The organism is Nocardia lasii, assembly GCF_042658545.1.
In the GTDB taxonomy this organism is placed as follows: Bacteria; Actinomycetota; Actinomycetes; order Mycobacteriales; family Mycobacteriaceae; genus Nocardia; species Nocardia lasii.
In genome coordinates this window covers 138,093-164,685 of the sequence record NZ_JBHSQN010000009.1, presented here as the reverse complement: position 1 = coordinate 164,685, position 26,593 = coordinate 138,093, and the positions used below count along the sequence as shown (strand labels likewise).

The 26,593-nt window shown below is 69.9% G+C and carries 20 protein-coding genes; 8 read left to right on the top strand and 12 right to left on the bottom strand.

The genetic code is table 11. The features are described 5' to 3' along the window. Positions 1-30: 30 nt before the first annotated feature. The 10 genes from ACFP3H_RS13945 to metH form a co-directional block, all read right to left on the bottom strand. Positions 31-1,158, bottom strand: coding sequence for a YeiH family protein (locus tag ACFP3H_RS13945; RefSeq protein ID WP_378605200.1), 1,128 nt, complete (start codon positions 1,156-1,158; stop codon positions 31-33). Then, on the bottom strand, positions 1,158-1,292 hold the full coding sequence (locus ACFP3H_RS13940; RefSeq protein ID WP_378605197.1) for a hypothetical protein: 135 nt from the start codon (positions 1,290-1,292) through the stop codon (positions 1,158-1,160). The genes ACFP3H_RS13945 and ACFP3H_RS13940 overlap by 1 nt, the downstream gene beginning before the upstream one ends. A 335-nt stretch (positions 1,293-1,627) precedes the next feature. Continuing rightward, positions 1,628-2,479, bottom strand: coding sequence for an ATP phosphoribosyltransferase (gene hisG / locus ACFP3H_RS13935; protein ID WP_378605194.1), 852 nt, complete (start codon positions 2,477-2,479; stop codon positions 1,628-1,630). A 58-nt stretch (positions 2,480-2,537) separates the two neighbouring features. Continuing rightward, positions 2,538-2,819, bottom strand: coding sequence for a phosphoribosyl-ATP diphosphatase (locus tag ACFP3H_RS13930; protein WP_378605191.1), 282 nt, complete (start codon positions 2,817-2,819; stop codon positions 2,538-2,540). A 131-nt stretch (positions 2,820-2,950) separates the two neighbouring features. Beyond that, positions 2,951-4,762 (bottom strand): choline/carnitine O-acyltransferase, encoded by a 1,812-nt coding sequence (locus tag ACFP3H_RS13925; RefSeq protein ID WP_378605188.1) that lies wholly within the window; start codon positions 4,760-4,762, stop codon positions 2,951-2,953. Then, positions 4,759-5,589, bottom strand: a complete 831-nt coding sequence (locus ACFP3H_RS13920; protein ID WP_378605185.1) for a class I SAM-dependent methyltransferase — start codon at positions 5,587-5,589, stop codon at positions 4,759-4,761. Before ACFP3H_RS13920 ends, ACFP3H_RS13925 begins: the two co-directional genes overlap by 4 nt. A 12-nt stretch (positions 5,590-5,601) precedes the next feature. Continuing rightward, positions 5,602-6,465, bottom strand: coding sequence for a HalD/BesD family halogenase (locus ACFP3H_RS13915; RefSeq protein WP_378605183.1), 864 nt, complete (start codon positions 6,463-6,465; stop codon positions 5,602-5,604). A gap of 190 nt (positions 6,466-6,655) precedes the next feature. Then, a complete protein-coding gene (locus ACFP3H_RS13910) occupies positions 6,656-7,327 on the bottom strand; it encodes an HAD family hydrolase (RefSeq protein WP_378605180.1) in 672 nt (223 codons plus the stop codon). Between the two features lie 71 nt (positions 7,328-7,398). Then, positions 7,399-9,285: a serine/threonine-protein kinase gene (locus ACFP3H_RS13905; RefSeq protein WP_378605178.1), complete on the bottom strand. Its 1,887-nt coding sequence runs from the start codon at positions 9,283-9,285 to the stop codon at positions 7,399-7,401. A gap of 221 nt (positions 9,286-9,506) precedes the next feature. Next, positions 9,507-13,103 carry a methionine synthase gene (gene metH, locus ACFP3H_RS13900; RefSeq protein ID WP_378605175.1) on the bottom strand — a complete coding sequence of 1,199 codons (3,597 nt, stop codon included), beginning with the start codon at positions 13,101-13,103 and terminating at the stop codon, positions 9,507-9,509. A gap of 192 nt (positions 13,104-13,295) precedes the next feature. Between metH and ACFP3H_RS13895 the strand changes: the two genes are divergently transcribed. Then, positions 13,296-14,126, top strand: a complete 831-nt coding sequence (locus ACFP3H_RS13895; RefSeq protein WP_378605533.1) for a PAC2 family protein — start codon at positions 13,296-13,298, stop codon at positions 14,124-14,126. A gap of 58 nt (positions 14,127-14,184) precedes the next feature. On the opposite strand, the gene ACFP3H_RS13890 is transcribed toward ACFP3H_RS13895, so the two are convergent. Beyond that, positions 14,185-14,490, bottom strand: a complete 306-nt coding sequence (locus ACFP3H_RS13890) for a hypothetical protein (protein WP_378605172.1) — start codon at positions 14,488-14,490, stop codon at positions 14,185-14,187. Between the two features lie 267 nt (positions 14,491-14,757). On the opposite strand from ACFP3H_RS13890, the gene ACFP3H_RS13885 reads away from it, so the two are divergent. From ACFP3H_RS13885 to ACFP3H_RS13860, 6 genes are all read left to right on the top strand, one after another. Then, entirely contained in the window at positions 14,758-15,897 is a 1,140-nt protein-coding gene (locus tag ACFP3H_RS13885; RefSeq protein WP_378605169.1) for an XRE family transcriptional regulator, read from the top strand. A 131-nt stretch (positions 15,898-16,028) separates the two neighbouring features. Continuing rightward, positions 16,029-17,525 (top strand): TIGR02677 family protein, encoded by a 1,497-nt coding sequence (locus ACFP3H_RS13880; protein ID WP_378605530.1) that lies wholly within the window; start codon positions 16,029-16,031, stop codon positions 17,523-17,525. Beyond that, positions 17,522-18,874 (top strand): TIGR02678 family protein, encoded by a 1,353-nt coding sequence (locus tag ACFP3H_RS13875; RefSeq protein ID WP_378605166.1) that lies wholly within the window; start codon positions 17,522-17,524, stop codon positions 18,872-18,874. Before ACFP3H_RS13880 ends, ACFP3H_RS13875 begins: the two co-directional genes overlap by 4 nt. A gap of 2 nt (positions 18,875-18,876) precedes the next feature. Continuing rightward, positions 18,877-23,346 carry an SbcC/MukB-like Walker B domain-containing protein gene (locus tag ACFP3H_RS13870; RefSeq protein ID WP_378605163.1) on the top strand — a complete coding sequence of 1,490 codons (4,470 nt, stop codon included), beginning with the start codon at positions 18,877-18,879 and terminating at the stop codon, positions 23,344-23,346. Between the two features lie 515 nt (positions 23,347-23,861). Beyond that, positions 23,862-24,653: a hypothetical protein gene (locus tag ACFP3H_RS13865; RefSeq protein WP_378605160.1), complete on the top strand. Its 792-nt coding sequence runs from the start codon at positions 23,862-23,864 to the stop codon at positions 24,651-24,653. Continuing rightward, positions 24,650-25,087, top strand: coding sequence for a hypothetical protein (locus tag ACFP3H_RS13860; protein ID WP_378605157.1), 438 nt, complete (start codon positions 24,650-24,652; stop codon positions 25,085-25,087). The genes ACFP3H_RS13865 and ACFP3H_RS13860 overlap by 4 nt, the downstream gene beginning before the upstream one ends. On the opposite strand, the gene ACFP3H_RS13855 is transcribed toward ACFP3H_RS13860, so the two are convergent. Continuing rightward, positions 25,052-26,065: a helix-turn-helix transcriptional regulator gene (locus tag ACFP3H_RS13855; RefSeq protein ID WP_378605154.1), complete on the bottom strand. Its 1,014-nt coding sequence runs from the start codon at positions 26,063-26,065 to the stop codon at positions 25,052-25,054. The genes ACFP3H_RS13860 and ACFP3H_RS13855 overlap by 36 nt on opposite strands. Before the next feature lie 62 nt (positions 26,066-26,127). Between ACFP3H_RS13855 and ACFP3H_RS13850 the strand changes: the two genes are divergently transcribed. Beyond that, the gene (locus ACFP3H_RS13850; RefSeq protein WP_378605151.1) at positions 26,128-26,550 is read left to right on the top strand and encodes a RidA family protein; all 423 of its coding nucleotides are present in this window, start codon (positions 26,128-26,130) and stop codon (positions 26,548-26,550) included. The last annotated feature ends 43 nt before the right edge of the window (positions 26,551-26,593 follow it).

The following is a 26,593-nucleotide window of genomic DNA, read 5'->3' as shown; positions in this document are numbered from 1 at the left end:
GACCGGCACGACAGCGGGCGAGGACAGCACTCACACCGCGAAGTCGCGGAACAGCAGCACCGAAAGGCCGAGTCCGACAACCAGATTCACGAGCACGGCCGAGCCGAACACCGCGATCGGCCGCCACCCGGCTTCCTTGAGCCCGCGCAGCGAGAACTCCAAACCGATGGAGACGAAGGCCAGGATCAGGAACCAGGTGCGCAGATCGTTGATGATCGCGATGTGCGCGGCGCCCACCTTCTTGTCCACCGACTGCAGGTACAGGGTGCCGATGATCGAGGCGGCGATGAAGCCGAGCACGAATTTCGGGAACCTGGCCCAGAATTCGCCCAGGCTCGGTCGCGCGGCGGCCCCGGTGCGGTCCACCCGGAAGGCGAACCAGGCGGTGAGCGCGATGGCGACCAGGCCGATCAGCGCGTTCTGGGTGGTCTTGACGATCGTCGCGATCTGCAACGACTCCTCGCCCGCGAGCGCCCCGGCGGCGGCCACGGCGGCGGTGGTGTCGATATTGCCGCCGATCCACGCACCGGCCACCGCGTCCGACAGGCCGAAGACGTCGGCGAGCCAGGGCAGCAGGAAGATCGAGGGCAGCGCGAAGATGATCACCAGCGAGGCCGCGTAGGCGATCTGCTCGCGCCGGGCCTGCACCGCGCCTGCCGCCGCGATCGCCGCGCTCACCCCGCAGATCGACACCGCCGAGGACAGCAGCGCCCGCAGCTTGTCGTCGAGGCCGAGCACCCCGCCGAACCACCAGGTGAACCCGAACACGATGGTGATCAGCGCGAACGCCTGCACGATCGCCGGCGCGGCCGCGGTGACCAGGATCTTCAGGTTGATCGACGCGCCGAGCAGCACCACACCGGTCTTGATGAAGAACTCGGTGCGGAACCCGGCCGAAAGCCGTTCGCGCAGACCGAGTCTGGTGAGCACCACATTGCCGATCAAGCCGATCGCGATCGCGTACACCGGGTATTCCACCGACTTCGCGATCCGCTTCACGGGCGTATCGGCGGCCCATTGCGGCACGTGGGTGTCGAAGAACCGGGTCAGCGCGCCCAGGGCCAGCACCAGCGCGATGCCCGCCACGATATCGGTCGCGGTCGGACGCGGATTGGCTTGCAGCGCGGCGGTTTCCGTGGTCGTCTTCGCCTCGCTCATCACGGCACCAACCAGTCCGGGATCGCCCCGACCAGCACCAGGCCGATCAGCGCGAGCCCCACGACGGTCGCCAACCAGTCCTCGTTCCACCGAAACGCGCCGCCCGGCCGCGGTTCGGATTCCGTCTGCGCCATCGCTGACTCCTCGCTGTCCCTCATCGGAAAAACGCAAGGTAGCAACGGAATCGGCGGCGCACACCGATTGCGTTCAGCCTGAACCGAACTCACCATGGTGCGCGAAGAACACGCAACGGCCCCGGCGAATATCGAGCATCCACCGGGGCCGCGAACACCCGCGCACTACTGCAGGCGGCGTTCCTCTTCTTCTTCCAGGCGACGGCGCTCTTCCTCGCGGTCGACCTGTTCCTTCTCGATCTTCTCTTCGTGCTCGTTCTTGTTCGACATGTTCGCCCCGATCATCGATTGGCCGGACAAATCTGTCCGTCCAGCCTACTCGCGGCGATCACCGCTCAGAATGCTCGGCAGGACCGGATGTCGGTGGCCAGGATCGCCTTGGCGCCCAGGTCGGCGAGGCGGTCCATCAGGTCGTTGCCCTGCTTGCGCGGCACCAGCGCGCGCACCGCCACCCAGTCGGGGTCGGTGAGCGGCGAGACGGTGGGCGACTCGAGGCCCGGGGTGATGGCGACGGCCTGGTCGAGCAGGTTCTTGGGGCAGTCGTAGTCGAGCATCAGGTACTGCTGGGCGAACACCACGCCCTGGATGCGGTTGATGAGCTGGTTGCGGGCGCGATCGTCGCGATCGGACCCGGCGCGCTCGATCAGCACGCCCTCGGAGTCGCACAGCGACTCACCGAAGGCGACCAGGTTGTGCTGGCGCAGGGTGCGACCCGAGCCGACCACGTCGGCGATGGCGTCGGCCACCCCGAGCTGGATCGAGATCTCCACGGCGCCGTCGAGGCGGATGACCTCGGCGTCGATGCCGAAGCGGGCCAGGTCGGCGCGGACCAGGTTCGGGTAGGAGGTGGCGATGCGCTTGCCCGCCAGGTCCTCGACCTTCCAGTCCTCCCCGGCCGGGGCGGCGTAGCGGAAGCTCGAGCGGCCGAAGCCCAGCGAGAGCCGCTCGCTGACCGGCGAGCCGGAGTCCAGGGCGAGGTCGCGGCCGGTGATGCCGAGGTCGAGCTCGCCGGAGCCGACGTAGATGGCGATGTCCTTCGGGCGAAGGAAGAAGAACTCGACCTGGTTGGCCAGGTCCAGGACGGTGAGGTCACGGGAGTCGGTGCGTTTGCGGTAGCCGGCTTCGCTCAGGATCGAGACGGCGGCTTCCGAGAGCGAACCCTTGTTGGGGACTGCGACGCGCAACATGGGATGGGGGCCTTTCGGGGGGAGGGGGACGACGTGTCGAATCGGGACGGATCACCCGTCACAGATGTCGGTACACGTCCTCGAGCGTCAGCCCACGACCCACCATCATCACCTGGACCCAGTAGAGCAGCTGGGAGATCTCCTCGGCGAGCGCCTCGTCGCTCTCGTGCTCGGCCGCCAGCCAGATCTCCCCGGCCTCCTCCAGGACCTTCTTACCCTGGAAGTGCACGCCCGCGTCCAGCGCGGCCACGGTGCCCGAGCCCTCGGGACGGGTCTTGGCACGCTCGGTCAGCTCGGCGAACAGGGATTCGAAGTTCTTCACGAGGGGAAATTGTTTCACACCCCGAACTGCAGATTCCGCGGGGTTGATCGCGATTCAACACATGGGGCTAGTCGACGCAACACCTGGAGGTTGGATCGGATGAAACCGCTCAGCACCCGAGATCCCGGGCGCTGAGCGGTTTCCCCAGATCAGCTGAGCAGTTCGCGCAGATCCGCGACCGCCGTGCGCAGGTGGTCCGCGAAGGCGTACATCTGGTCCGACACCGACTTGGGCGTGGCGAGGTAGATGTTCCAGCGGTCCGGCAGCAGCACGTACGCCACGCCGATGCAGCGCGGGCTGGTCGAGCCGAAACCGAAGTAGCGGATGTACTTCGACGGCGCCGAGCTGGTGGAGAGGTAGTCGTCGCGCATGACCGTCCAGCCGGGGCTGTCGAACAGCGCGATCCGCTCGTCGGCCACCCCGAGCTGTTCGCCCCGGCGGCGCTGGATCCACTCCAGCTCCCACAGGTGCTGTTCGGGCGCCTGCCCGGCCTGGCATTCCTTGGCGCGGGCCACGTGCGCCGCCGCGGCGGTGCGCGCCGCGACCAGCTTCGTTTCCCGGTCGATGTCGGGATCGACCATCGCGTCGACGAACGCCACCATCTCCGGAGTCACCACGCGCATGGCCTCGGTGCGGCCGTTGCGGTACTGGCGGGTGGCGATCGACTCGTAGGTGGCGCCGGTCAGCCCCTTGCTGCGCCGGTGGGCGAGCTGGTAGCTGAGCTGGGCGAAGGCATCGGGTGAGATGCCCAGCTTCTTGGCCTCGGCGGTGCCGAAGTCCTCGAACGACACCAGCGAGGTGGCGGTGTCGGCGGCGAACCGGGCGAAGTCGGCCCCGGCGGCGGCGATGTCGGCGCGCGCGGCCGAGTCGAGCACGAATTCGATCGGTTCCACCGGCGGCAGTCCCTGGGCCCGTGCCCCGCTGGTGGCGGTGTGGTCCTCGACCGAACGCTCGAGCAGCGCGTCGACGAACGAGAGCACGGTGGTGCCGTCGAGGCCGCAGTGCTCGATGTTGATCCCGGCCTGGCCGTCGGCGAAGACGATGAACGAGACCGACTTGTCGAAGTAGCGGTTGCCGCTGTCGCCGTGGAGCAGCTGATCGCAGGCGTGCAGTTCGTCGCGGGGCGCGAAGTCCTCGAGGCAGACCGCGAACAGTGCCGTCTCGACCGCGTCGAACGCCTCGACATTGGCCGGTTCGGTGCGCAGCGCGGCCCGGCTCTGCGCCCACTCGGCGCGCGCTTTGGTGGTGAGATGCCCGATCGAGGTGTCGGTCGCGGCGGGCTTGGTGCCGCCCTTGATCACCGCGCGCAACCCGTCGACCACGTCCTCGAACGCGTACGGCGCGCCGTCGGGTCCGATGACGTCGAGCCGGAAGATGTTGCCGCGGTAGAAGACCGCGATGTGGCGCGCGTCGGAGGGACCGGGCCACTGCGGGCTGTAGGGCTTGCGCACGCTGTCCTGGATGAGCCCGGGGATCCGGGTCTCGGAGAACAGGTACTCGTTCTGCCACATCGACAGGGCCTGCCCGCGCTGGGTCACCGGCGGGATCGCCTCGGTGTCGAGGGCCAGCTTGTAGTCGACCGCCGCCTCGATGATCGCGGCGGCCCGCTCGACCTGCCCGGCCGCCGTCGACGCGGCCAGTGGCGTGTCGTCGCGGAACAGGAACACGAAGTTGGCGTTCAACGCGATCCGGTCGCGCCGACCCAGATACCGCGAGGGCCAGAACTCGTCGAGCCAGCTGCCGACCCCGGGGGTGGCGTCGTACTCGGCGAGCGCGGCGTGCAGGGCGCGCCCGGCCCCACCGGGGCGCAGCAGCTCGGCTACCGCGCCCTCGGTGGTGGCGTATTCCTCGGCGCCGAGCAACGGCTGACACCACCGCAGGAACCGGGCGGCGCTGTCATCCAGACTCGGCAGCGGTACCCGGGGCAGGGTGTCTTCGGCGGCGAACGTGGGTTGGTTCACTCCAAGTCCTCACAGGATTCGATGGGATGCGGGCGGGACAGGTAGAGGTTGGCGTAGAGCCAGCCCTCGGCTTCGTGATCGGAGGTGTCGATTCCCTTGGCCGCCAACGCATCCAGCACTTGTTCGCGTTCCTGCGCCGAGGCGAACCGCCGCTGCTGGAACATACCGGGACGCTGCTCGCTGCGATAGCCCAGTGCGGCGAGCTCGGCGGCGATGGGACCGAAATCGAACATCCGCAACACGAAATGCGCCATCCACGGTCGCTTGCGCGGATCGGCCTGGGCCACCCTGGACAGTGTTTTCTCGGTGATGTAGCCGACGCATCCGGTGGAGATCACCAGATCGGCGGAGGCGAGCACACGGCGCTGCGCCTCGGTGGGCTCGGTGGCCTCGAGGTCGGCGTGCACGTAGTCGTGCAGGAATCCGGCGGCGTGGGCGTAGGTCAGCGCCGGGCGTGCGGCGTCCATCCCGATGAAGCGTACGTCGGGCATCAGGTCGCCGCGCAACCGCTCCCGGTCCGCGGCGATCAGCCCGACCCGGTCGGTGTCGGCGTGATCGCGGTAGTGCCCGGCCAGTTCGTCGACGGTGGCGTCGGTGCGCAGCAGCACCGGGTTCACCCCGTAGGAGCAGCCCAGGTCGAGCACCGTCGGGATCCGGTTCGGCGCGGCGGCGCGCAGTTGGCGCAGCTGCTCGGCGAAGTGCGGCTTGGCCAGTTCGGGAATCCGGTAGTCCAGCTCGTTCATCCGCGCGAAATACGCGCGCGGGTCGGGGCTTTCGTAGATGTCGTCGAAGGATGCTTTGCCGGTGGTGTGCAACGGAACGGACATGGGCGGTTCCTCTCAGTCGAGCAGTCGGTCACCTCGGACGGCGTCGGCCGCGGCGGCCACATGGTCGGGCAGGACACGGCCGAACAACTGCCTGGTGCGTTCGACCGTGCCGATCACCCCTGGTCGGTCCGTGTAGGCGAAGATCGCCGAATGTCGTTGTCCCGCACCGGCGACCTCGGTCACCCGGTGCAGGGAGAAGCGGCCCTTGAACAGCTGTAGGTCGCCGGGGCGCAGTTCCAGCGCGCGGATGAACCGCTCGCCCTGCCCGGTGAGCACGGCGCGCACGTCGTCGAGGTGCTCGGCGTGCGGGTCGCGGATGTTGGGGCAGTACTCGAACACCCCGCCCGCCTCGGGCTTGCGGGTGAGCATGCTGACGGTGAACTCGTTGGTGTCGAAGTGCCACGGATGCGACATCCCCGGTTCCACCACGTTCAGGCACAGCCCCGCCAGCGGGTCGGCGAATTCGTGCAGCTCGTCGAGGTCGAAGCAGTCGGCGACGAAGCACTGGAACACCGGGTCGGTGTAGAGGCGATGGATGAGCGCGTCGGCGGGGATGCGGTCGCGGGCCACGAAGGCGTTGCCGCGGTCGAGCACGATCCGCGCCGGGTGGTCGGCGGGCAGGTCGGCGTCGAGGGGGATGTTGTAGGCGTTGACCCGCTCCACCTTGTAGTGGGCGTGCGGCGCGATCGCCTCGCCCTCGGTGCGCAGCGTGTCGAACAATTCCGGGCGCAGGAACTCGCGCAGGACCGTGCAGCCGTCCTGCGCGAGTTCGGCGCGGGCCGCCTCGATCGCGGCCGCTCTGCCCGCACCACCGAAGTCGGTCAGTGGATAGCGTGCGATGTCGACGATTTCATCAAGCCCCCGCGTGCCTGTCATGTACCCAGTTTGCGGGAATATTCGAGCGCGCGGCGGCGGTTTCGACAAATCGGGCGTATCCCGGGAAGATCACAATCGTGCGAAATCAACTGTGTGACAACAGTTTTCGCACAATACGACCGGATATCCGATTGATTACGGTAGGCTATTGCGCCCCATCACAACCAATCACGCTGCGCTGTCGACGCTTTCACACCCGCGCGGCCAGCGCCTCGCGCAGATCACGCTCCGACAATCCCTCCAGTGATGTCCTGAATACCCGACCGGGCGCGCGCGGAACATCGATCTCGCACGGGATCACGATGAGCCCGCAGCCCGCGCCCTGGGCGGCGAGCGAGCCGGTGGGTGAGTCCTCGATCGCCACGCACGCGCCCGGGTCGACCCCGAGCAGTTCGGCGGCGCGGCGGTAGATGGCCGGATCGGGCTTGCCGTGGGGCACCTCGTCGCCGCAGACCGAGGTGTCGAAGAAGTCTCGGCCGAGGGTGTCGAGGCCGTATTCGGTCAGCGAGCGCTTGGTATTGGTGACCAGCGCGCATTTCAGGCCGGCCGCGCGCACCATCGCCAGGGCGTCCTCGGCGCCGGGCCGCCACGGGATCGGGCCCAGCATCAGCTCGGTGACGCGGCGCTCGAGGAAGTGTCCGGCATCGGCGATCATGGCGGGTGTCGGCGCCACCCCGATGCCGTCGAAGAGCATCCGCAGCGCGTTCGGGCCGGAGGCGCCGATCAGGGCGTGGCGGGTCTCGTCGGTCATCTCGGCCCCGTGTTCGCGGGCCAGTTCACGAACGGCGATGTCCCACAGCTTCTCCGAGTCGAGCAGGGTGCCGTCCATGTCCCACAGCACCGCCGCCGGTCGCGCACTCACCTGTTGATCGCCCTCGTTCCGGTCGGTGTCCGGCACCGGCGCCGGACCCGATCCAGGGTAGCGGGTCGCGCTCAGACGCCCGAGCCGGCGATCTGCAAGTTGCCGCCCTCGCCCGAGACCTGGATCCAGCGGTTCTCCGAGGTCACGGTGCCGTTGGCGAGCTGATAGGTGAGCACGACGACGGCCCGGTTCTGGCCGCTGGGGGTGATCGAGCCGACACTGACCGAGCGCACCGAGGACCAGAACGACGAGTACTGCCCGAAGCCGCCGGTCTGGGCCTGATACCCCGGCGAGAGCTGGGCCCACGCGGCGCCGATATTGCCGGGCAGCATGCCGTAGTACCCGGCGATGAACTGGTTGATCCGGTCCGGGGTGGGCGGGCCGAACGCGGTGGTGGTGATGGCCGTGCTGGTCGTGCTCGACGGCTTCGGGGTGGTCGGGGTGGGCTTGGCCGAGGTGCTGGTGGGGGCACTGCCGGTGGTCGTGACGGCGCCGGGCGGCAGCGGCACGGGCGGTCCCGGCACCGTGACCGTCTCCTGTTCGGGCACGATCACCACGGTGCTCACCTTGCCGTCGACGACGGTGGTGACGGTGATCGGATCGGGCGCCACCTGCGCCTGCTGTTCGCGGTCGCCGCCGCGATCACGGGTGACGACCAGGACAACCAGCATCACCGTGAACGCGGCGACGGCGGCGGCGAGCAGGAGCACGGCGCGATTGTTGTTCACCCGGTCGGTGCGCGAGGGCGGAGCGGGGAACGCCGGTGCCAGTCCCGACTGGCCGGGCGCGGCGGCGGCGCGGGCGCGCGCGTCTGCTTCGACACCGGCGCGCTCGACACCGTCGGAGGGGGCCGCGTCGCGCGGACGCACCAGACCCGGATCCCCCGCCGCCGCCTGACCGACCGCGGCGCTCGCGATCGGCGCGGACCCGCCGGCGGCGCCGGCGATGTCCGCGGTGGCGTTGCGCCCCGACATGGCCGAACGGGCCGCCTTGGCCAGGGCGAGCCCGCTGCCGAACAGGGCGGCCGCACCGGATTTCGCGCCCGCCGAACCGTTCGCGCCGCCGTTGCGCGGGATCATCGTGGTGGGCGGTTCGACCAGCGGCAGCATCCTGGTCGCGGTGCCGGGCAGCACCGGAACCCGGCCCGCCGCAACGTCTTCCAGTGCCGTGCGGGCCTGGGCCATCGTCGGGCGGTCCTCGACGTCGGCGGTCAGCAGCCACATCAGCACCGGCCCGAGCGGGCCCGCGTGCTCGGGCTCGGGCACCACACCGCGTGCCACCGCGTGCAGCACGGCCAGGGGGTTGTCGCCCTCGCCGAACGGCGGGGCGCCCTCGGTGGCGGCGTAGAGGGTCGAGCCGAGGGCGAACACGTCCGAGGCGGGTCGCGGGTTGTCGCCGCGGGCGATCTCGGGGGCCAGGTAGGCGGGGGTGCCCGCCAGGAAGCCGGTCGCGGTGACGGTGACGTCGCCGGTCGCGTGCGAGATGCCGAAGTCGGTGAGTTTGACGGTGCCGTCGTCGCCGACGAGCAGGTTGGCCGGTTTCACGTCGCGGTGCATGATGCCCGCGTCGTGGGCGGCCGACAGGGCGGCGGCGGCCTGGGCGCCGATGCCGGCGACCTCGATCGGCGGCAGGGTGGCCCCGCCGGCCAGTTTGGCCGCCAGGCTCGGGGCGTTCATGTACTCCATGACCAGCCACGGCTGGCCGTCCTCTTCGGCGACGTCGAAGACGGTGATGGCGTTGGGGTGGTGCAGGCGCGCGGCGATGCGGCCTTCGCGCATCGCGCGCAGTTTCGCCTCCAGCGCCTGCGATCCGGTCAGGCCGGGGGCGAGCAGGACCTGTTTCACCGCGACGGTGCGCCGCAACCGCACGTCGGTGGCGCGCCACACCACGCCCATCGCGCCCGTGCCGATCGGGTCGGTGAGTCGATAGCGTCCCGCGATCAACCGATCCGATGTCATATCTGCTGCCCCTCCTGCTTACCGCTGAGTCGTCTCGCCCTCCGCGCCACAGCGGGATGAAACTTCCGAAAATCCTACGTGCTGAACTGCTTCGATTCTGTTGCGAGACGCCGGGGTCCACGGCCGCGAGGGCCCATCGTGACCAGACTCACAAGCGCCGCAACGACAATCGGATCGGACCGCGCGTGCGGTCCGATCCGGTCGACGCCGTTGTCAGTGTCTCAGGCGTTGAAGTATTTCGCCTCGGGATGCAGCAGCACGAACGCGTCGGTGGACTGTTCGGGATGCAGCTGCAACTCCTCCGACAGCGTCACCCCGACCCGACCCGCGTCGAGCAGATCGACCAGCTTGGCCCGATCCTCGAGGTCGGGGCAGGCGCCGTAACCGAAGGAGTAGCGCGCGCCACGGTAGCCGAGCTTGAAGTAGTCCTGCACGTCGGCGGGGTCGTCGGCGGCGATGGACTTGCCCTCGACGGTGAGTTCCTCGCGCACGCGCCGGTGCCAGTACTCGGCCAGCGCCTCGGTGAGCTGCACGCCGATGCCGTGCACCTCGAGGTAGTCGCGGTAGTTGTCCGCGGCGAACAGGGTGTTGGCGAAGTCGGCGATCGGCTGACCCATGGTGACCAGCTGGAACGGCAGCACGTCGACCTGCCCGGTCTCGCGCGCCTTCTCCCGCGAGCGGATGAAGTCGGAGATGCACAGGAACCGGTCGCGCTGCTGACGCGGGAAGGTGAACCGATACCGTTCGGGGGCGTCGGGATCCGGCTCGGTGAGCACGATGATCTCGTCGCCCTCCGACACCGCCGGGAAGTACCCGTACACCACGGCCGCGTGCTGCAACACGCCCTCGGTGGACAGCCGATCCAGCCAGGCCCGCAGGCGCGGGCGACCCTCGGTCTCGACCAGATCCTCATAGGTCGGGCCCTCGCCCTTGCGCTGGCCGCGCAGGCCCCACTGGCCCAGGAACAGCGCGCGCTCGTCGAGCAGCCCCGAGTACTCCGCCAGCGGCAGACCCTTCACGATCCTGGTGCCCCAGAACGGCGGGGTCGGCACGGGCAGGTCCGCGGCCACATCGGAACGCTCGGGCACCACGACCGGGGCCTCGGCGGCCTTGCGCTCGGCGGCGATGCGCTTGGACCGCTCGTGGCGGGCCTTGCGTTCGGCGGCCTTCTCCTTGGCCGCGATCGCCTCCGGGCTGTCGGGATCGAGGCCACCGCCGCGCTTGACGGTCATGATCTCGTCCATCAACCGCAGGCCCTCGAAGGCGTCGCGCGCGTAGTAGACCTCGCCGTCGTAGACCGCGGTCAGGTCGTTCTCCACATACGAGCGGGTCAGCGCCGCACCACCGAGCAGCACCGGGAACTGGTCGGCGACGCCCTTGGCGTTGAGTTCGCCGAGGTTCTCCTTCATCACCACCGTGGACTTCACCAGCAGCCCGGACATGCCGATCACGTCGGCCTTCTTGTCCTGGGCGGCGTCGAGGATGGTCGCGATGGGCTGCTTGATGCCCAGGTTCACGACCTCGTAGCCGTTGTTGGACAAGATGATGTCGACCAGGTTCTTGCCGATGTCGTGCACATCGCCCTTCACCGTGGCCAGCACGATGCGGCCCTTGCCCGCGTCGTCGGTGGCCTCCATGTGCGGTTCCAGGTGCGCCACAGCGGCTTTCATCACCTCGGCCGACTGCAACACGAACGGCAGCTGCATCTGGCCCGACCCGAACAGCTCACCGACGGTCTTCATGCCCGAGAGCAGGGTCTCGTTGATGATCTGCAGCGGCGGCACCGTCTGCATCGCCTCGTCCAGGTCGTCGCCCAGGCCGTTGCGTTCGCCGTCGACGATGCGGCGCTCGAGCCGGTCGAACAGCGGCAGCAGCGCCATCTCCTCGGCGCGCGAGGCCTTCGACGACGCCGTGGACACGCCCTCGAACAGCGCCATCAGCGTCTGCAGCGGGTCGTAGTCCTCGGTGCGCCGGTCATAGATCAGATCCAGGGCGACCTGGCGCTGCTCGTCGGGGATGCGGCTCATCGGCAGGATCTTCGACGCGTGCACGATCGCCGAATCCAGTCCGGCTTCGACACATTCGTGCATGAACACCGAGTTCAGCACCTGCCGGGCGGCCGGATTCAGACCGAAGGAGATATTGGACAGACCCAGCGTGGTCTGCACGGCGGGCCGGCGCCGCTTGAGCTCGCGGATGGCGTTGATGGTCTCGAGGCCGTCCTTGCGCGACTCCTCCTGCCCGGTGCCCAGGGTGAAGGTCAGGGTGTCGACGATGATGTCGGACTCGGCCAGACCCCAGTTGGTGGTGATGTCGTCGATGAGGCGCTCGGCGATCGCGACCTTGTGCTCGGCGGTGCGGGCCTGGCCCTCCTCGTCGATGGTCAGCGCGACGACCGTGGCGCCGTGCTCGGAGACCAGGCTCATGATCTGCTGGAAGCGCGACTCCGGGCCCGCGCCGTCCTCGTAGTTCACCGAGTTCACCGCGCACCGACCGCCCAGATGCTGCAGACCCGCCCGCAGCACCGGCACCTCGGTGGAGTCGAGCATGATCGGCAGGGTCGAGGCCGTGGCCAGGCGCGAGGCCAGCTCGTTCATGTCGTCGGCGCCGTCGCGGCCCACGTAGTCCACGCACAGGTCGAGCATGTGCGCGCCGTCGCGGGTCTGGTCCTTGGCGATTTCGAGGCAGCGCTGCCAGTCGGCGGCGAGCATGGCGTCACGGAAAGCCTTGGAGCCGTTGGCATTGGTGCGCTCGCCGATCATCATGATCGAGGCGTCCTGCTCGAACGGCACCGCCGTGTACATGCTCGACACCGCGGGCTCGTGCACGGGATCGCGACGCTGCGTGATCGGCGGCAGGGTCTTCTCGACCTCGCGCACCGCCTGCGCGACCTGGCGAATGTGCTCGGGAGTCGTGCCGCAGCAGCCGCCCACCAGCGAGAGCCCGAACTCCGAGACGAACCCGCTCATCGAGATCGCGAGTTCCTCGGGCGTGAGCGGGTACTCCGCGCCGTGGGCGCCCAGCACCGGCAGACCGGCGTTCGGCATCACCGACACCGGGATCGTGGCGTGGCGCGACAGGTGGCGCAGGTGCTCGCTCATCTCGTCGGGCCCGGTGGCGCAGTTCAGGCCGATCATGTCGATACCGAGGGGTTCCAGCGAGGTCAACGCCGCGGCGATCTCACTGCCGACCAGCATGGTGCCGGTGGTCTCCACAGTGACGTGGGTGATGATCGGGATCCGGCGCCCGGCCTGGATCATCGCCCGACGACTGCCGGTGATCGCGGCCTTGACCTGGAGCAGGTCCTGACAGGTCTCGATCAGGATCGCGTCGGCGCCGCCGTCGAGCATGCCCAGGGCGGACTCGGTGTAGGCGTCGCGCAACGTCACGTACGGCGCGTGACCGAGGGTGGGCAGCTTGGTGCCCGGACCCATCGAGCCCAGGACGTAGCGCGGGGTGCCGTCGGCGGAGGGCCCCATCTCGTCGGCGACCTCGCGCGCGATCCGGGTGCCGCGCTCGGACAGGTCCCGGATCCGGTCGGAGATGTCGTAATCGGCCAGGTTGGGCAGGTTGCAGCCGAAGGTGTTGGTCTCCACCGCGTCCGCGCCCGCGGCGAAGTAGGCGCGGTGGATCTCGGCGAGCACGTCGGGGCGGGTGTCGTTGAGGATCTCGTTGCAGCCCTCGAGGCCGCGGAAGTCGTCGAGCGACAGGTCCGCGGCCTGCAACATGGTGCCCATGGCGCCGTCACCGATGACGACACGGCGCCGGAGCGTGTCGAGGAGCGTGGTATCGAAACCGGTGGGTGAGGACGCTGACATGATTCAAGACTAGAGGGCCCCACCGACGGACAAGACCACCATGGGCGAATCGAGTGGTCCGCGCCACTGCCGACCGCGCGAACACGCAACAGCGCCGGTCGCCGCAAAACAATTCGACCGAGACACTAGGCTGACCGGGTGGATGCCAGTGAGACCCCCGAGACGGAACTGCCGACGTTGCGCAATCCCGTCATGGTTGCCGCCTTCGAGGGCTGGAACGACGCCGGTGACGCCGCCAGCGGTGCCATCGAGCACCTGGAGCTGATCTGGGATGCCGAGCCGCTGGCCGAACTCGACTCCGAGGAGTACTACGACTACCAGGTGAACCGTCCCACGGTGCGCCAGGTCGACGGCGTGACCAGGGAGATCCAGTGGCCCTCGACCATGCTGTCGGTGTGCTCCCCGCCCGGCAGCGACCGCGACGTGGTGCTGTTGCGCGGCATCGAGCCGAACATGAAATGGCGCAGCTTCTGCGACGACCTGCTCGAGTTCGTCGAACAACTGGGCGTGGAGACCGTGGTCATCCTCGGCGCGCTGCTGGCCGACACCCCCCACACCCGGCCGGTGCCGGTGACGGGTTCGGCCTACAGCCCCGAGGCGGCCGAGCGGTTCAGCCTGGAACAGACCCGCTACGAGGGCCCGACCGGGATCACCGGGGTGCTGCAGGACCAGTGCGTCAAGGCCGGGGTGCCCGCGGTGTCGTTCTGGGCCGCGGTCCCGCACTATGTGTCGCAGCCGCCGAACCCGAAGGCGACGATCGCGCTGCTGCACCGGGTGGAGGACGTCCTCGATATCGAGGTGCCGCTCGGTGAGCTGCCCGCCCAGGCCGAGGAATGGGAAGTCGCCGTCAACGAGATGACGCTGGGCGACGAGGAGATCAGCGAGTACGTGCGCTCGCTCGAGGAGCGCGGCGACGCCGCCATCGATCTCAACGAGACCATGTCCAAGATCGACGGCGACGCGATCGCGGCGGAGTTCGAGAAGTATCTGCGCAGGCGAGGACCGGGCAACTTCGGTCTGTAGTCCTCGCCGTGCACGAGATCCGGCGGTGCGAAAAGCGGTGGTACCGCGTGCTGTTCGCCTAGTGCTCCAGGGTCAACACCTGGGCGGCGGCTTCGTGGGCCAGCTTCGCGATCAAGATATCGCGCGGAATCGTCTGGCCGGCAAGGTGATCGAGCGACGGGACCACCACGTGGTGGGCGTCGGCGCGCTTGAGTTCCTGGGTGAGCTCGACGAACGCGGCGCCGTCACCCTCGGTCGCCTCGTGGAACGTGGCGGCGAAGCACATGCCCGCGGTGCGGGCGAGGCTGCGTAGCGCATCCTCCAATTGGTCGCTCTGGCCCTCGGCCAGATCGTCCCGCAAGTATCCATAGATCAACGCTTCCACCCGAACCTCCGTTGGATTGGGATCGCTGTTCTGTTGTCGGATCTGTTGTTTGCTGCAAGGTTTCGTACCACTTACATCATGAACTGTTGTGGCGCCGGGCAGCAGATGTCAATCCGATGACATCTACATGCCCTATCCGGTACGCCAAACGTTAACTGGTGAAATACTACCGCCGTGACCGCAACTGATGATCGACCCGTATGGGCTGTTCGGATGCGCTCGGAACGTGACGTGAGGGGGTGGTCGCAAGCCGATGCCGTACGCGCGATGCGAGCCAAGTCCTCCCACAACCTCCCGACGGACAGTACCCTGCTGCGCAACTGGCGCCGTTGGGAATCCGGCGAATCACGACCTGACGAGTTCTACGCGCCGATCATCGCGGCCGCGTTCGACACCGTCACCGCCGCCTTCTTCCCGAAGTCGCGTCCCAACCGCGATGACGAGCTGTTATCGGCAACCGGTATGGACACCGTGGAGTTCATCAGCCGACTCCGAATGTCCGATGTCAACAGCGCCACCCTGGACGCGGTGCGGATCACCGCCGAAAGACTGTGCTGTGAATACGCCTACGCCGAACCGCACGCGCTGCACGCCGAGGGCACCGCGTGGCTGCGTCGGATCACGTCGCTGCTCGACGGCAGACTCACGCTCGGCCAGCATCGGGAAATCCTCGTTCTGGCCGGCTGGGTGGCATTGCTGGTCGGTTGCGTGGACTACGACCTCGGGCGGCGCAGCGGCGCGGAAGCCACACGGCGCGCGGCGGATTCGCTGGGTCGCGAGGCGGGCAATCCCGAGATCATCGGGTGGGCCGCGGAGATGTCGGCGTGGTTCGCCTTGACCCAGGGCAACTTCCGCGGCGCGATCGATGTCTCGGAGAAGGCGATGGCCGCCACCGGGTCCTCCAGCGTCGGGGTGCAGTTGGCGGCCCAGCGCGCCAAGGGCTGGGCGCGGCTGGGCGATCTGCGCAATGTGCAGACCGCGCTCGACGAGGGTCGCCAGATCCTGTCGCGGATGGGTCATCCGGCCGATCTGGACAATCACTTCGTCGTCGACGCCACCAAGTTCGACTTCTACGCGATGGATTGCTGCCGGGTCTCGGGCCAGGACCGCCTCGCCGAGCGCTACGCCAATCAAGTGATCGCCGATTCGACCCGGCCCGACGGTTCGATCCGCAATCCCATGCGGGTCTCGGAGGCGCGGTTGACCCTGGCGGTGGTGGCGGTGCGCGATCGCGATCTCGAGCGCGCGGTCGAGGAGGGGGTCGCCGCGTTCGGCGCGGGCCGCAAGTCGCTGCCGTCGCTGGCCTGGATCGCGGGCGAGGCCGCCAGGGAGATCATCGAACGCTACCCAGGAGATCAGCGCACCCAGGCGTTCCTCGACCAGCTGCGATCGCTCAACGTCGGGTGAGTTCGGCGCGCGTGGGCGGGCCGTCGCGGGACGGGTCGGCTTCGGTGTCAGGGGGCACCACTACCCTGTCTCCGGTGACCGACTCCGCCGACGGCCTGCCCAGCGCTGTCCCCGCCCTGTGGGACGAGCGGTTGCGGTTGTTCTCCTTCGCCACCGCGGAGAAGCGCGCCGACTACCTGCGGGTGCTGCGCGCCTTCGACAGCGCCCGCGCCGCCTACGTGGTGTTGTTGCACGCCGACGACGTGGCCGAGTGGATCGCGCGGGCCGAGGCGGGCGGGCAAGCGGTCGCCGGGGTGCCGCTGCCCGCGGCCGAGATCGGCCCGCTGCTCGAGCAGTTGCACCGCTGGGGTGTGCTCGAGCGCAGCTACGACGGCACCCGCGCGGCGACGCTGGCCGAGTACCGCAACCGGCACTACGTCTACCAGTTCGCGCAGGCCGGGTACCAGGCCTATCGGGCGGTGGCCGGGGTGCTCGCGGCCCGGCTGCAGGACGCCTCGCTCTCGCGCCTCGTCCTGCCCGAACTGCTCGCCGACCTGCGCACCCTGGCCGTGGCGAACCGCGACGGCGACGCCGAACGGGTCTACACCACGCTGCGCCGCCTCGACGCGACGCTGACCGACATGGCGGCGCGGGCCGCGCACTTCTATCTGTCACTGGGCGATCTGGTGCGCACCACCGAGATCACCCCGGAGTCGTTCCTGGCGCACAAGGACGCGCTGCTCTCGCACATGCGCGAGTTCAGCATGGATCTGGCCCGGTTCGCCCCGCGGCTGGCGGCGGCGATCGGCGAGGTCGAGGACACCGGGGTCGCGCGGTTGCTCGAGCGGGCCGCGAGCTGTGACGAGCGGGTGCTGGTGAGCCCGGCCGAGCGCGAGGCGGATTGGCGCGCGCGCTGGGAGGGCCTGCGGACCTGGTTCGTGACCGACGGCGGGGAGGCGGGCGAGACCTGCGAGGCCGACCGGTTGCGCGAGGCGACGATGAGCGCGATCGCGGCGGTGCTGTCGCTGTTGCGCCGGGTCACCGAGACGAGGCGCGGTGGGGTGAGCCGCGAGTCGGCGCTGCGGCACCTGGCCGAATGGTTCGTCGCCACCCCGAGCGCCGGGAGCGCGCACGCGCTCTACGACGCGGTCTTCGGTCTCGGCAAACCCCGCCACCTCGCCCTCGAACACCCCGACGCCGACCTGATCCCGACCAGCCGATCCTGGTGGGACGCACCACCGTTGGAGATCTCGCGCACCCTCGCCGAGACCGGTCGCGCGCCGAGCGCGGGCGCCCCGGCCCGGATCTCGCGCAACGACGCGGGCATCCGCCGCCTGCGCGAGGCCCAGTTGGCCGCGCAACGCGAACGCGCCACCGCCGCCGCCTCGCTGGCCACCGGCAATGTGCACGACCGCGTGCTCGACCACCGCGAGACCGAGGTCCTGCTGCGCCTACTCGACGCGGCCTCGACCGCGTGGGTGCCGGTGAGCGGAAACGTCGAGGGCACAACAGGTTCCGACAACGGCGTCACCCTCACCGTCCGCCCGTGCGACGGTTCCACCGTCATCCGCACGTCCGCGGGCCTGCTCCACCTCGACAACCGCCGCCTCGAAGTGCGCGCCTCGACGCGGCGGGGAGCTTCGCGATGAGGCGTCCGCGGATCGACGCGCTCGCGCTCGACAGCTACCAGCGCGCGGCCCGGGTGATGCTGGCCAATCACCTCATCACCCGGACCTATCCGGATCGGATCGCGCTGCCGTTGATCCGGCGATGGGCCACCGAATTGCGCGAGGACCTGGGCGAGTTGTTCGGGTATCGCCTGGAAGTCACCGAGACCACGGCTCGGCTCTACCCGGTCCACGATCGCCTCGACGACGCCAGGCCCGCGCGCAGCGTGAACGATCGCGTATTCGATCGTCGCCGCTACGCCTATCTGTCCCTGGCCTTGGCCGCGCTCGGCAGGGCGGGCGATCAGATCACCCTGTCCGAACTGGCCGAGCACGTCGCGGACTACGCGAGCCGGATCGAGGGGCTGGAACTGTCGACCGACCGCGCCGCCGATCGGGACGCCTTCGTGGACGCGATCGGCTGGTTAGGGGCGCGCGGGGCGCTGACCCTGGCCGACGGCGACGCGGGCGGATGGGCCAGCGACCCGGAAGCGGGCGAGGCCCTCTACGACATCGACCGCCCAGTGGTGTTCGCGCTGTTCCGACCGCCGCGCGCCCTGCAACACCTGCACAGCGTGCGCGGCCTGCTCGGCGACGACACCGACCACACCCCGGCCGAACAGGCTCGGCGGGTGCGACGCGCCCTGGTCGAGCGCCCGGTGGTGTACCTCGACGACCTGCCCACCGCCGAACAGGCCCTGCTCGGCGGCGACCGGCTCGTGAGCGAGGTCGAGTACTGCACCGGTCTGCGGGCCGAGCGTCGTGCCGAGGGCGTCGCGCTCATCGACACCTCGGGTCGGTTGTCCGACACCAGGTTCCCCGGCACCGGCACGCTCGCGCAGGTGGCGCTGTTGCTGATCGGCGAGATCGCCGACGCCGTGCTCGACCTGGACAACCCACTGCCGCACCAGGATTCGCCCCCGGACGCGGCCGAGGTCCTGCTCCGCGAGCTCGACGCCGCCATCCCCGAAGCCGGTGTCTTCACTCCCCTGGCCGACGACACCGCCGATTCGCTCGCGGACTCCGAGGAGCCGACGGTCGACCCGCGCCCGTATCCGTTCCTCGACCACACCTGGCTCCGCACCACCGTCACCGCCCTGACCGACCGCTACGGCGCGACCTTCGCCGCCCAGTGGCAGGCCGATGTCGGTGGCCTCACCACCGAGGCGCTGACCCTGCTCACCAAGCTGCGCCTGGTGCGCCCGGTCCCCGACGGTGTGCTGGTGCTGCCCGCGCTGGCCCGGTATCGGGGCGCGGTGGTCACCGTGCGGGTGCGCCGCGCCGAGGAATTGTTCGTCACCGCCGCCGACACCGCCACGGAAGGGAATTGAGCATGTCACTCGTTCACGACGGAGTGCGCTTCATCCCGACCCGCGCGGGCATCGTCAACCTGTGGGACTACCGCGACCAGGAGTTCAGCTTCGCCGACGGTCGCCTCGTGCTGCGCGGACCCAACGGTTCGGGCAAGACCAAGGCCCTCGAGGTGCTGTTCCCGTTCGTGCTCGACGGGCGCATCGAACCGCGCAGGCTCAACCCGTTCGCCGGGGAAGAACGCACCATGAAGTCGAACCTGCTCTACCGCAAGCAGGAATCGGCCTACTCGTATGTGTGGATGGAGTTCGCGCGCGGAGACTGGGACGACCCCGAGGTCGTCACCGTCGGCATCGGCATGCGCGCCACCCGCTCCTCGGACAAGGTGACCCGCTGGTATTTCGTCGCCGACGGTCGCGCCGGGGTCGACTTCTCCCTCATCGGCCCCGACGACCGCCCGCTGACCCGTAAGCAGCTGGCCGAGCAGATCGGCGGCGACGCCATCGTCGACCGCCCGGTCGACTATCGCGCCGCGATCGACGCGCGCATGTTCGGACTCGGCACCCAACGCTACGACCAGCTGATCAACCTGATCCTCACCCTGCGCCGCCCCCAGCTCGCCAAGAACCTGGACCCGCGCGGCCTGTCGCAGGCGCTCACCGACGGCCTGCGCCCCCTCGACGAGCAATTGATCCTCGACGCGGCCCGCTCGTTCAGCGATATGGAGGAGGTCGGGCGCACCCTCGACGGGCTCGTCCAGGCCGATACCGCCACCCGCCGTTTCGTCGAGGTCTACCGCAAATATCTCGCGGTGCAGGCGAAGACCGACGTGGATCAGGTGCGCACCCGCCTCGACGAGGTCACCGCCACCGCCACCGCCCTGTTCGCCGCCACCGCCCTGCGCACCCGGCGCGAGACCGAGCGCACCGAGGCCGAGACCCGCGCCGAGACCGCCGACCACGCCTACGAGCAGGCCATCGCCGACCGCGAGAACCTGCAACGCTCCAGCGCCTACGAGGGCAAACAGCAGCTCGACGACCTCGCCGACGCCGTGCGCCGCCTCGAGACCTCCGCCACCGCGCACCGAGACAAGGCCGCCGAGGCCGGGCAGACGGTGCAGCGTCGCGCCGAGGAAGCCGACCGCGCCGCCGAAGCCGCCCACACCGCCGCCGCCGCGCTCGTGCGTGGCGAAGAGGCCCTGCGCGCCGCCGCCGAGGAGGCGGGCATCGAGTGGACCCCGCCGGTCACCGACGGTCGCGGCGACCAGTTCACCGCCACCGTCCACGGCCACGCCGAGGAACGCGACGCCGACGTGCGCGCCGTCCGAAAAGCCTTGGGCGCGTGGGAATCTGCCGCCGCCGACCGCACCCGGTGCGAGCGCATGGCCGAGCGCGCCGTCGAACTCCGCGACGCGGCCGCCGCCGAGGTGGCCCACGCCGAAGCGGCGGTCACACTGGCCCGTACCGAATCCGCCGCCGCCCTGCGCACCTGGTGGAACACCAACGCCGAGGTCTTCGCCGCCGTCACGACGCCGGACGAGGCCCTCGGCGCGTCCGCGGCAGCCGATTCGGCACCGGACGACACCGTCACGTCCTCGGCGCAACCCCGTGGCGGCCACGACCCGCGTGTAGGCACCGACCTGCGCGCGGGAGCTGCGAACGGTGACCGAGGGCCGACGGTCCACCGCGTGTCCGAGGCAGGCCGATCCGATGGTGTCGACCTGTTCACCGCACTCGAGGCCGCCATGGCGGGCGCCGGCGTGGCGGACATTCCCGCCGCGTCCGAGGTGTTGGCGCAGCGCTGTGAACCACTGCGGGAGCAGATCCGCACCCGCCGCGAGGAAGCCCGCTTTCGGGCGACCGAGGCCGCGGGCCGCCGCACCGCCCTCACCGCCGAACGCACCCGCGTCGCCGCCCAACGCGACGACGCTCCCCCACCGCACCCCACCAGAACCGGTGTGCGCGAAGCACTTCCGGGCGCGCCGCTGTGGCAACTGGTCCGCTTCGCCGACACGGTGTCGGCCCCCGACGCCGCCGGAATCGAAGCGGCCCTGCACGCGGCCGGTCTCCTCGACAGCTGGATCAGCGGCCCGACCATGCCCGCCGCCATCGACTCCGACCACTTCCTGGTCCCCCTCCCCCACGACCAGCGCCCCACCGGCCCCACCCTCGCCGATGTCCTTGTCGCAGAAGAGGACTCACCCGTCCCCACCGACACTGTCACCGCCCTCCTCGCGTCGATCGCCCTCCACGACATCGATCCGACACCGCCCGTCGCCGCCGCTCACGCCGACGGCCACTCCCCCCGCGCCGCCACCTCAGCGTCGCTCACCACCGGCGTGGACGCGGATGTCACGCACGTCGTGATCGCCACCACCGGCTTCTTCCGCCACGGCGTTCTGCTCGGCCATCACCACAAGCCCGAGGCCGAGTTCATCGGCGCCACCGCGCGCGCCCGCCGCCGCGCGGCCAGGCTGGCCGAGATCGACGCGGCCATCGAGGTCGCCACGGCCGAGCATGAGGCCGCCCGCGCCGAGGATGCCGGCGCCACAGCCGAATTGGCCGCGATCACCACCGCCGCGAAGGCCCTGCCGCGCCCGGCCGCGGTGACCTCCGCCCTGCGCGCCGTCGCCGAGACCGCGGGCCTGATGCGGTCTCGGGCCGAGGCCGCCACCCAGGCCGAACGCGAACTCGACCAAGCCGTCGCCGAAGTCGCCGCCCTGGACAAGAAGGTCCGTGCGGCCGCCCTCGCGCACCGCACCCCCCGCGAGGCCCGCGAACTCGACGCCCTCGCCGCCGCGATCCGCCATTTCGAGAACACCGGCACCGGCCTGCTGCGCCTGCGCGCCGAACACGAGCGGGAACGCGAACGCGAACGCGAGGGCGCCGACCGACACGAAGAGGCCCGCGCCCTGGCCGAGGCGTTCGCCGAGGAGGCCGAGGCCGCCCGTCTCGGCTACACCGAACAGCAGCGCAAACTCGAAACCCTGCGTGAGGCGTTGGGCGCCGGCGCCGCCGACATCGACCGCGACCTGGACCGCGCCCGTGCCGCGATCGACGCCGCCAAGGCCGAACAGCGGGCCGCGCGCAAGGCCGCCAATGCCGCGATCGAGGCGGTCGGGGACGCCGAAGCCGCCTCCCGCACCGCCACCGAAGCCCTGTCCCGGGCGCTGACCGAGGTGCTCGCCGAGGTCCGCTCCCTGGCCCCCTACGCCCGCCCCGACCTGCTGCGCCTGCTCGGCGCCGGCGTCGAACACCGGTGGCCCGGTAGCGAAGCCGCGTGGTCGACCCCCGAGCAACTGCGCTACCGCATCGTCGCCGCGGGCCCGCACGTCGACCCGGTGGTGCTCCCCGACGAGGTGGCGGCCCTGTTCGCCGACCTCGACGCCGCCACCGCCCAGGTGCGCCCCACCGAAGCGGGCCGCAAGTCCACCCGCTCCGCGGTCACCACCGCGCTGCAGGAGTTCGACGCCGCCCTGACCGCCTCGGGCCGCGACTATCGCCTGCACTGGGACGCCGCCGACGGGCTCACCGTCGTGGCCGTGCACGACGAGAACGGCCAGACCGCGCTGGCCGACTTCGCCGCCCGCATCGACGCCGCCCGCCGCGACCAGGAGTTGCTGCTCACCGACGCCGAACGCCGCATCCTCGAAGACGCGCTGCTGACCGGGCTGGCCCAGCAGATCCACGAGCGCACCACCGACGCCCGCGGGCTGATCACCCGGATGGGCGCGGAGATGAAGCAGCGCCGCATGTCCTCGGGCAACACCATCGGCGTGCACTGGGTGCTGGCCGACGGGCTGTCCGAGGCGGCGCGCGCGGTGTGCAAGCTGCTCGACCGCGACACCACGGCCCTGAGCGCCGAGGACCTCGGTGCGGTGCGCGCCCATTTCGCCGCCGAGATCCGCGCCGCCCGCAGCGCCCACCCGGAACGCTCCTACCCCGAAATCCTCGCCGCCACATTGGATTACCGCACCTGGCGGGTGTTCTCGTTCACCCTGATCACCGGCGACGGCACCGAGGACAAGCTCACCGTGGCCCGCCACAGTGCCCTGTCCGGCGGCGAGCAGTCGGTCTCGCTGCACCTGCCGCTGTTCGCCGCGGCGCACGTGATGCTCGATTCCGCCGACCCGCAGGCCCCGCGCCTGCTGGCCCTGGACGAGGCGTTCGCCGGTGTGGACGACAACGGGCGCAGCGAATTGCTCGGTCTCAGTGTGCAATTCGATCTGGACCTGTTCATGACCGGCTACGACCTGTGGATCACCTACCCGCACGTCCCCGGGTGCGCGCACTACGACCTGGCCCACTCCACCGCCGAGAACACCGTCAGCGCGACCCTGCTCGTGTGGGACAGCGGTGAACTGCTCGCCGAGCACGACGGCGGCGACCTCACCGCCGCGCTCGGCTCCCCGAATCGTCGGCGCGTTCCCACCACCATCGAGGGCGGACTGACCCTGGAGGGCATGCCGGGCGAACCCGCGCCGGTGGGCTGAAACACCCACTGCGCCAACCGGACTTGACGCCGCATGCGCGAGTACCGACCGGTATCCAGGCATTTGCCGGAGGGTAAAAGACCGACCAGTTGATTTCCACGGAAATAACTCGGGCAATTTCGCGGAATCGGTTGCTCGAAAACCGTGGTGCTGCCAGGATTTCGCTCACGCGTCGATTCCGGCCTGCCCCCGGCGACGCGGTCCTGGAGTGGCCCTTTCCGTAATTATCAGGGGATCGACGTGCGCTGTCACCGTAGATATCAGCCCGCACCGGTAACTTACCGGCGAGTTTCCGATCGTGTGCGGTCCGCCCGCGCGGTGGACTCGGGGCGTGGGTTGCCCCTTCGTGCACCGATGCGCTGAATTCGCTGTCGAATTCACGCGCCGAGCCGATGAGAGTGCCGGAATTGTTCACCGGAATCGCCGCGTGGGCTTTGCCGGCGCGCCGTCGCCGAAACGACCAGGGCACCGATCCGGCGCCGACGTTCCCCAACCGAGGGCGGGATGTGATCACCATGCAATTCCCTGTCGCGCCGCGCGACGCCACCGTCGCGTTCGCCTCGGTTCTCACCGAGGCGGGCGCGCACCGGTTCACCGGGATCCTGCGGATCACCGGCGAGCCGGGCGGTGACATCCGTTTCGTCGACGGACTCGTCGTGGCCGTCATCACCAGCGGCGCACCCGGTGTGGCGCTGCTCGACCACGGCGACGACCGACCGCACGGGCTGGCCCACACGCGCCTGCTGCGGATGACCGCCGTGGTGGACGCGACCTTCGCCATCGCGGCGGGGTGGGTCGATCGCGGTCGGCGCATCGACGCCGAGCCCGCCCCAATCGAGCTCGAGGAACTCGGCTACGACCCGCGCTGGTTGCTCGACGAGACCGAACGCCGACTCGGCGCGCTCACGCACGCGGGCCTGTCCCCGCACCGAAACCTGTTGACGCCCACGCCGTTCGGGCGGTCGGCGCGGCAGCACACCGAGGGGATCGCCGGGGAGATCCTGCGCCTGTCCGACGGCACCCGCACCTGCCGGGATCTGGCCTTCCTGCTCGGGCGCTCGCTCTATCCGGTCACCGTCGAGGTGGCGCGGTTGCTGTCCACCGGGCATCTGACCGTGCCGCTGCCGCGCGCGCAGACCCCGATTCCGGTGTCCGGCGGTGATTCCGCGCTGCCGCGGCGTCGGCGCGGGGCCAGCGGGATCAACGACACCCTGCGGCCCCGGCCACCCCAGCCCGTTTTCCCGTCCGCGACCGCCGTGGACGCACCCGACGCGCCGCTGTTGCGGGGCACCGAGAGGATCCTATGAACAACATCGACATTCCCGCCACGTCCAGCATGACCGAACGGCTCGGCGCGCTGGTCAAATCGCTACGCGCCGAGGTGCCCGACTGTCTGGCGACCGGGATCATCGACATGTCCACCGGCATGCTGCTGTCGGTGGAGACCGTCGACAACCATCCGCCGGAGGTGCTCGACCTGCTCGCCGCCGCCACCCTCGACCTGTTCCAGGGGCGCAATGTGGTGATGATCGAGGACATCTGGAAGGAGCGTCGCGGGGTGCGCAGCGACGACCACTACTTCCAGGAGATCCTGGTCAACTCCGACAATCTCACGCACCTGTTCCTGCGCGCGGAGAGCCGCGACGACATGGTGGTGGTCGTGGTGTGCCGCAAGACGGTCAATGTGGGGATGTTGTTCGCGCAGTCACGCCGGGTGCTCAAGGACGCCGGGCGGCTCTGAGTCGTCGGCGGGCGCGCGATAGCGGGTGAGGATCGCGGCGGCCCGGTCGCGCAAACTGTCCCGTAACCCTTGCGGGGCAAGGACTTCCACGGTCTCGGCATGCTGCCACAGCGCCCACTCGGCGTGCCGGGGATCGTGGAAGGTCAGTTCCATGCGCACCCTGCCGTCGGCGCCGGTCTCCTCGGCGCGCACGCCCAGCGCGGTGTCGAGCAGCTCCGCCCGGCGCGCGGGATCGAGGGCGACGAGCACGGTGAGTTGGTCGCCGCCCGCGCGGAATCGCGCGCCGCGTTCCTGCCAGATCCGGTCCAGGTCGACCAGTTCGGGGCGCTGGGCGGGTTCGGGCAGTTCCTCGGCGGCAAGGATTCGCGACAGCCGGTAGGTGCGGTCGACGCCCGCCCGCATGGCCAGCAGGTAGCCCTGGCCGCGCACCGTGACCAGGCCGATCGGATCCACCGTGCGCCAGCGGGCCTGCTGTTCGGCGGCGGCGTAGTGGATTCGCAGGCGGTGCCCGTCGAGCACCGCGCGCCGGACCTCGACCATGGTCGTGTCGGAGGCGTCGCGCGGGATCGACGGGCGCGCGAGCAGGTCGGTGTCCGGGTCGATGAGCAGGCGCCGGGCCGAACCGGTGGCGGTGTCGCGATAGCTCTCCGGCAGGGCGTCGAGCACCTTGCGCATGGCCGAGGACAGGGCCGAGCCGAGGCCGAAAGCCTGTGCGCCCCGGCGTGATCCGGCCACCAGCAGGGCCAGCGCCTCGTCGTGGTTGAGGCCGGTGAGTTCGGTACGGAAGCCGGGCAGCAGCGAGAAGCCGCCGTGGCGGCCGCGTTCGGCGTAGACCGGGACGCCCGCGGTGGACAGTGCCTCGATATCGCGCAGCACGGTGCGGGTGGACACTTCCAGTTCGCGCGCGAGCGTCTCGGCGGAGAGCCGTTCGTGTCGGCGCAGCAGCAGCACCAGGGAAACCAGGCGGTCGGCGCGCATGCGAGAAACTGTACCGAAATACACGACAGAAGATGTCAGGTAATCCCGGCAGGCTCTCGTTCATGACAAACACCAAGCCGCATCCTGCCCACACCCTCCTCAACCCGCCCGCCCTGCACGATCCGGTCCGCTTCGGCTACAGCCACACCGCCGCCGTCCCCGCGGGCACGGGCCTGGTGTTCGTCTCGGGCCAATACGGTTCGGCCCCCGACGGTTCGGTTGTCTCCCCCGACTTCGCCGCCCAGGTGAACCAGACCTTCGCCAACCTCGCCACCGCCCTGACGGCCCACGGCCTGGACCTGAGCCACGTCGTCTCCTTCCGCGCCTACGTCGTCGACCACGACGTCACCAAACTCGGCCCCCTCGCCGAGGCCATCGCCCAGCACTGGGGCACCACCCCACCCACCCAAACCCTCCTCGGCATCACCAGCCTGGCCATGCCCGACATGCTCTTCGAGGTAGAGGCCATCGCCGCCCACCCCTGATCCACCCGACCCCTCGTAGGCGAGCCGACCGCTCGCCTACGAG

Bases quoted from the DNA above. Each gene is read 5' to 3' on its own strand.
- ACFP3H_RS13850 (WP_378605151.1), top strand. From the start codon at position 26,128: ATGACAAACACCAAGCCGCATCCTGCCCACACCCTCCTCAACCCGCCC.
- ACFP3H_RS13875 (WP_378605166.1), top strand. From the start codon at position 17,522: ATGAGGCGTCCGCGGATCGACGCGCTCGCGCTCGACAGCTACCAGCGC.
- hisG (WP_378605194.1), bottom strand. From the start codon at position 2,479: ATGTTGCGCGTCGCAGTCCCCAACAAGGGTTCGCTCTCGGAAGCCGCC.
- ACFP3H_RS13905 (WP_378605178.1), bottom strand. From the start codon at position 9,285: ATGACATCGGATCGGTTGATCGCGGGACGCTATCGACTCACCGACCCG.
- ACFP3H_RS13915 (WP_378605183.1), bottom strand. From the start codon at position 6,465: ATGACAGGCACGCGGGGGCTTGATGAAATCGTCGACATCGCACGCTAT.
- ACFP3H_RS13940 (WP_378605197.1), bottom strand. From the start codon at position 1,292: ATGGCGCAGACGGAATCCGAACCGCGGCCGGGCGGCGCGTTTCGGTGG.
- ACFP3H_RS13945 (WP_378605200.1), bottom strand. From the start codon at position 1,158: ATGAGCGAGGCGAAGACGACCACGGAAACCGCCGCGCTGCAAGCCAAT.
- ACFP3H_RS13860 (WP_378605157.1), top strand. From the start codon at position 24,650: ATGAACAACATCGACATTCCCGCCACGTCCAGCATGACCGAACGGCTC.
- ACFP3H_RS13865 (WP_378605160.1), top strand. From the start codon at position 23,862: ATGCAATTCCCTGTCGCGCCGCGCGACGCCACCGTCGCGTTCGCCTCG.
- ACFP3H_RS13855 (WP_378605154.1), bottom strand. From the start codon at position 26,065: ATGCGCGCCGACCGCCTGGTTTCCCTGGTGCTGCTGCTGCGCCGACAC.
- ACFP3H_RS13920 (WP_378605185.1), bottom strand. From the start codon at position 5,589: ATGTCCGTTCCGTTGCACACCACCGGCAAAGCATCCTTCGACGACATC.
- ACFP3H_RS13895 (WP_378605533.1), top strand. From the start codon at position 13,296: ATGGTTGCCGCCTTCGAGGGCTGGAACGACGCCGGTGACGCCGCCAGC.
- ACFP3H_RS13885 (WP_378605169.1), top strand. From the start codon at position 14,758: ATGCGAGCCAAGTCCTCCCACAACCTCCCGACGGACAGTACCCTGCTG.
- metH (WP_378605175.1), bottom strand. From the start codon at position 13,103: ATGTCAGCGTCCTCACCCACCGGTTTCGATACCACGCTCCTCGACACG.
- ACFP3H_RS13870 (WP_378605163.1), top strand. From the start codon at position 18,877: ATGTCACTCGTTCACGACGGAGTGCGCTTCATCCCGACCCGCGCGGGC.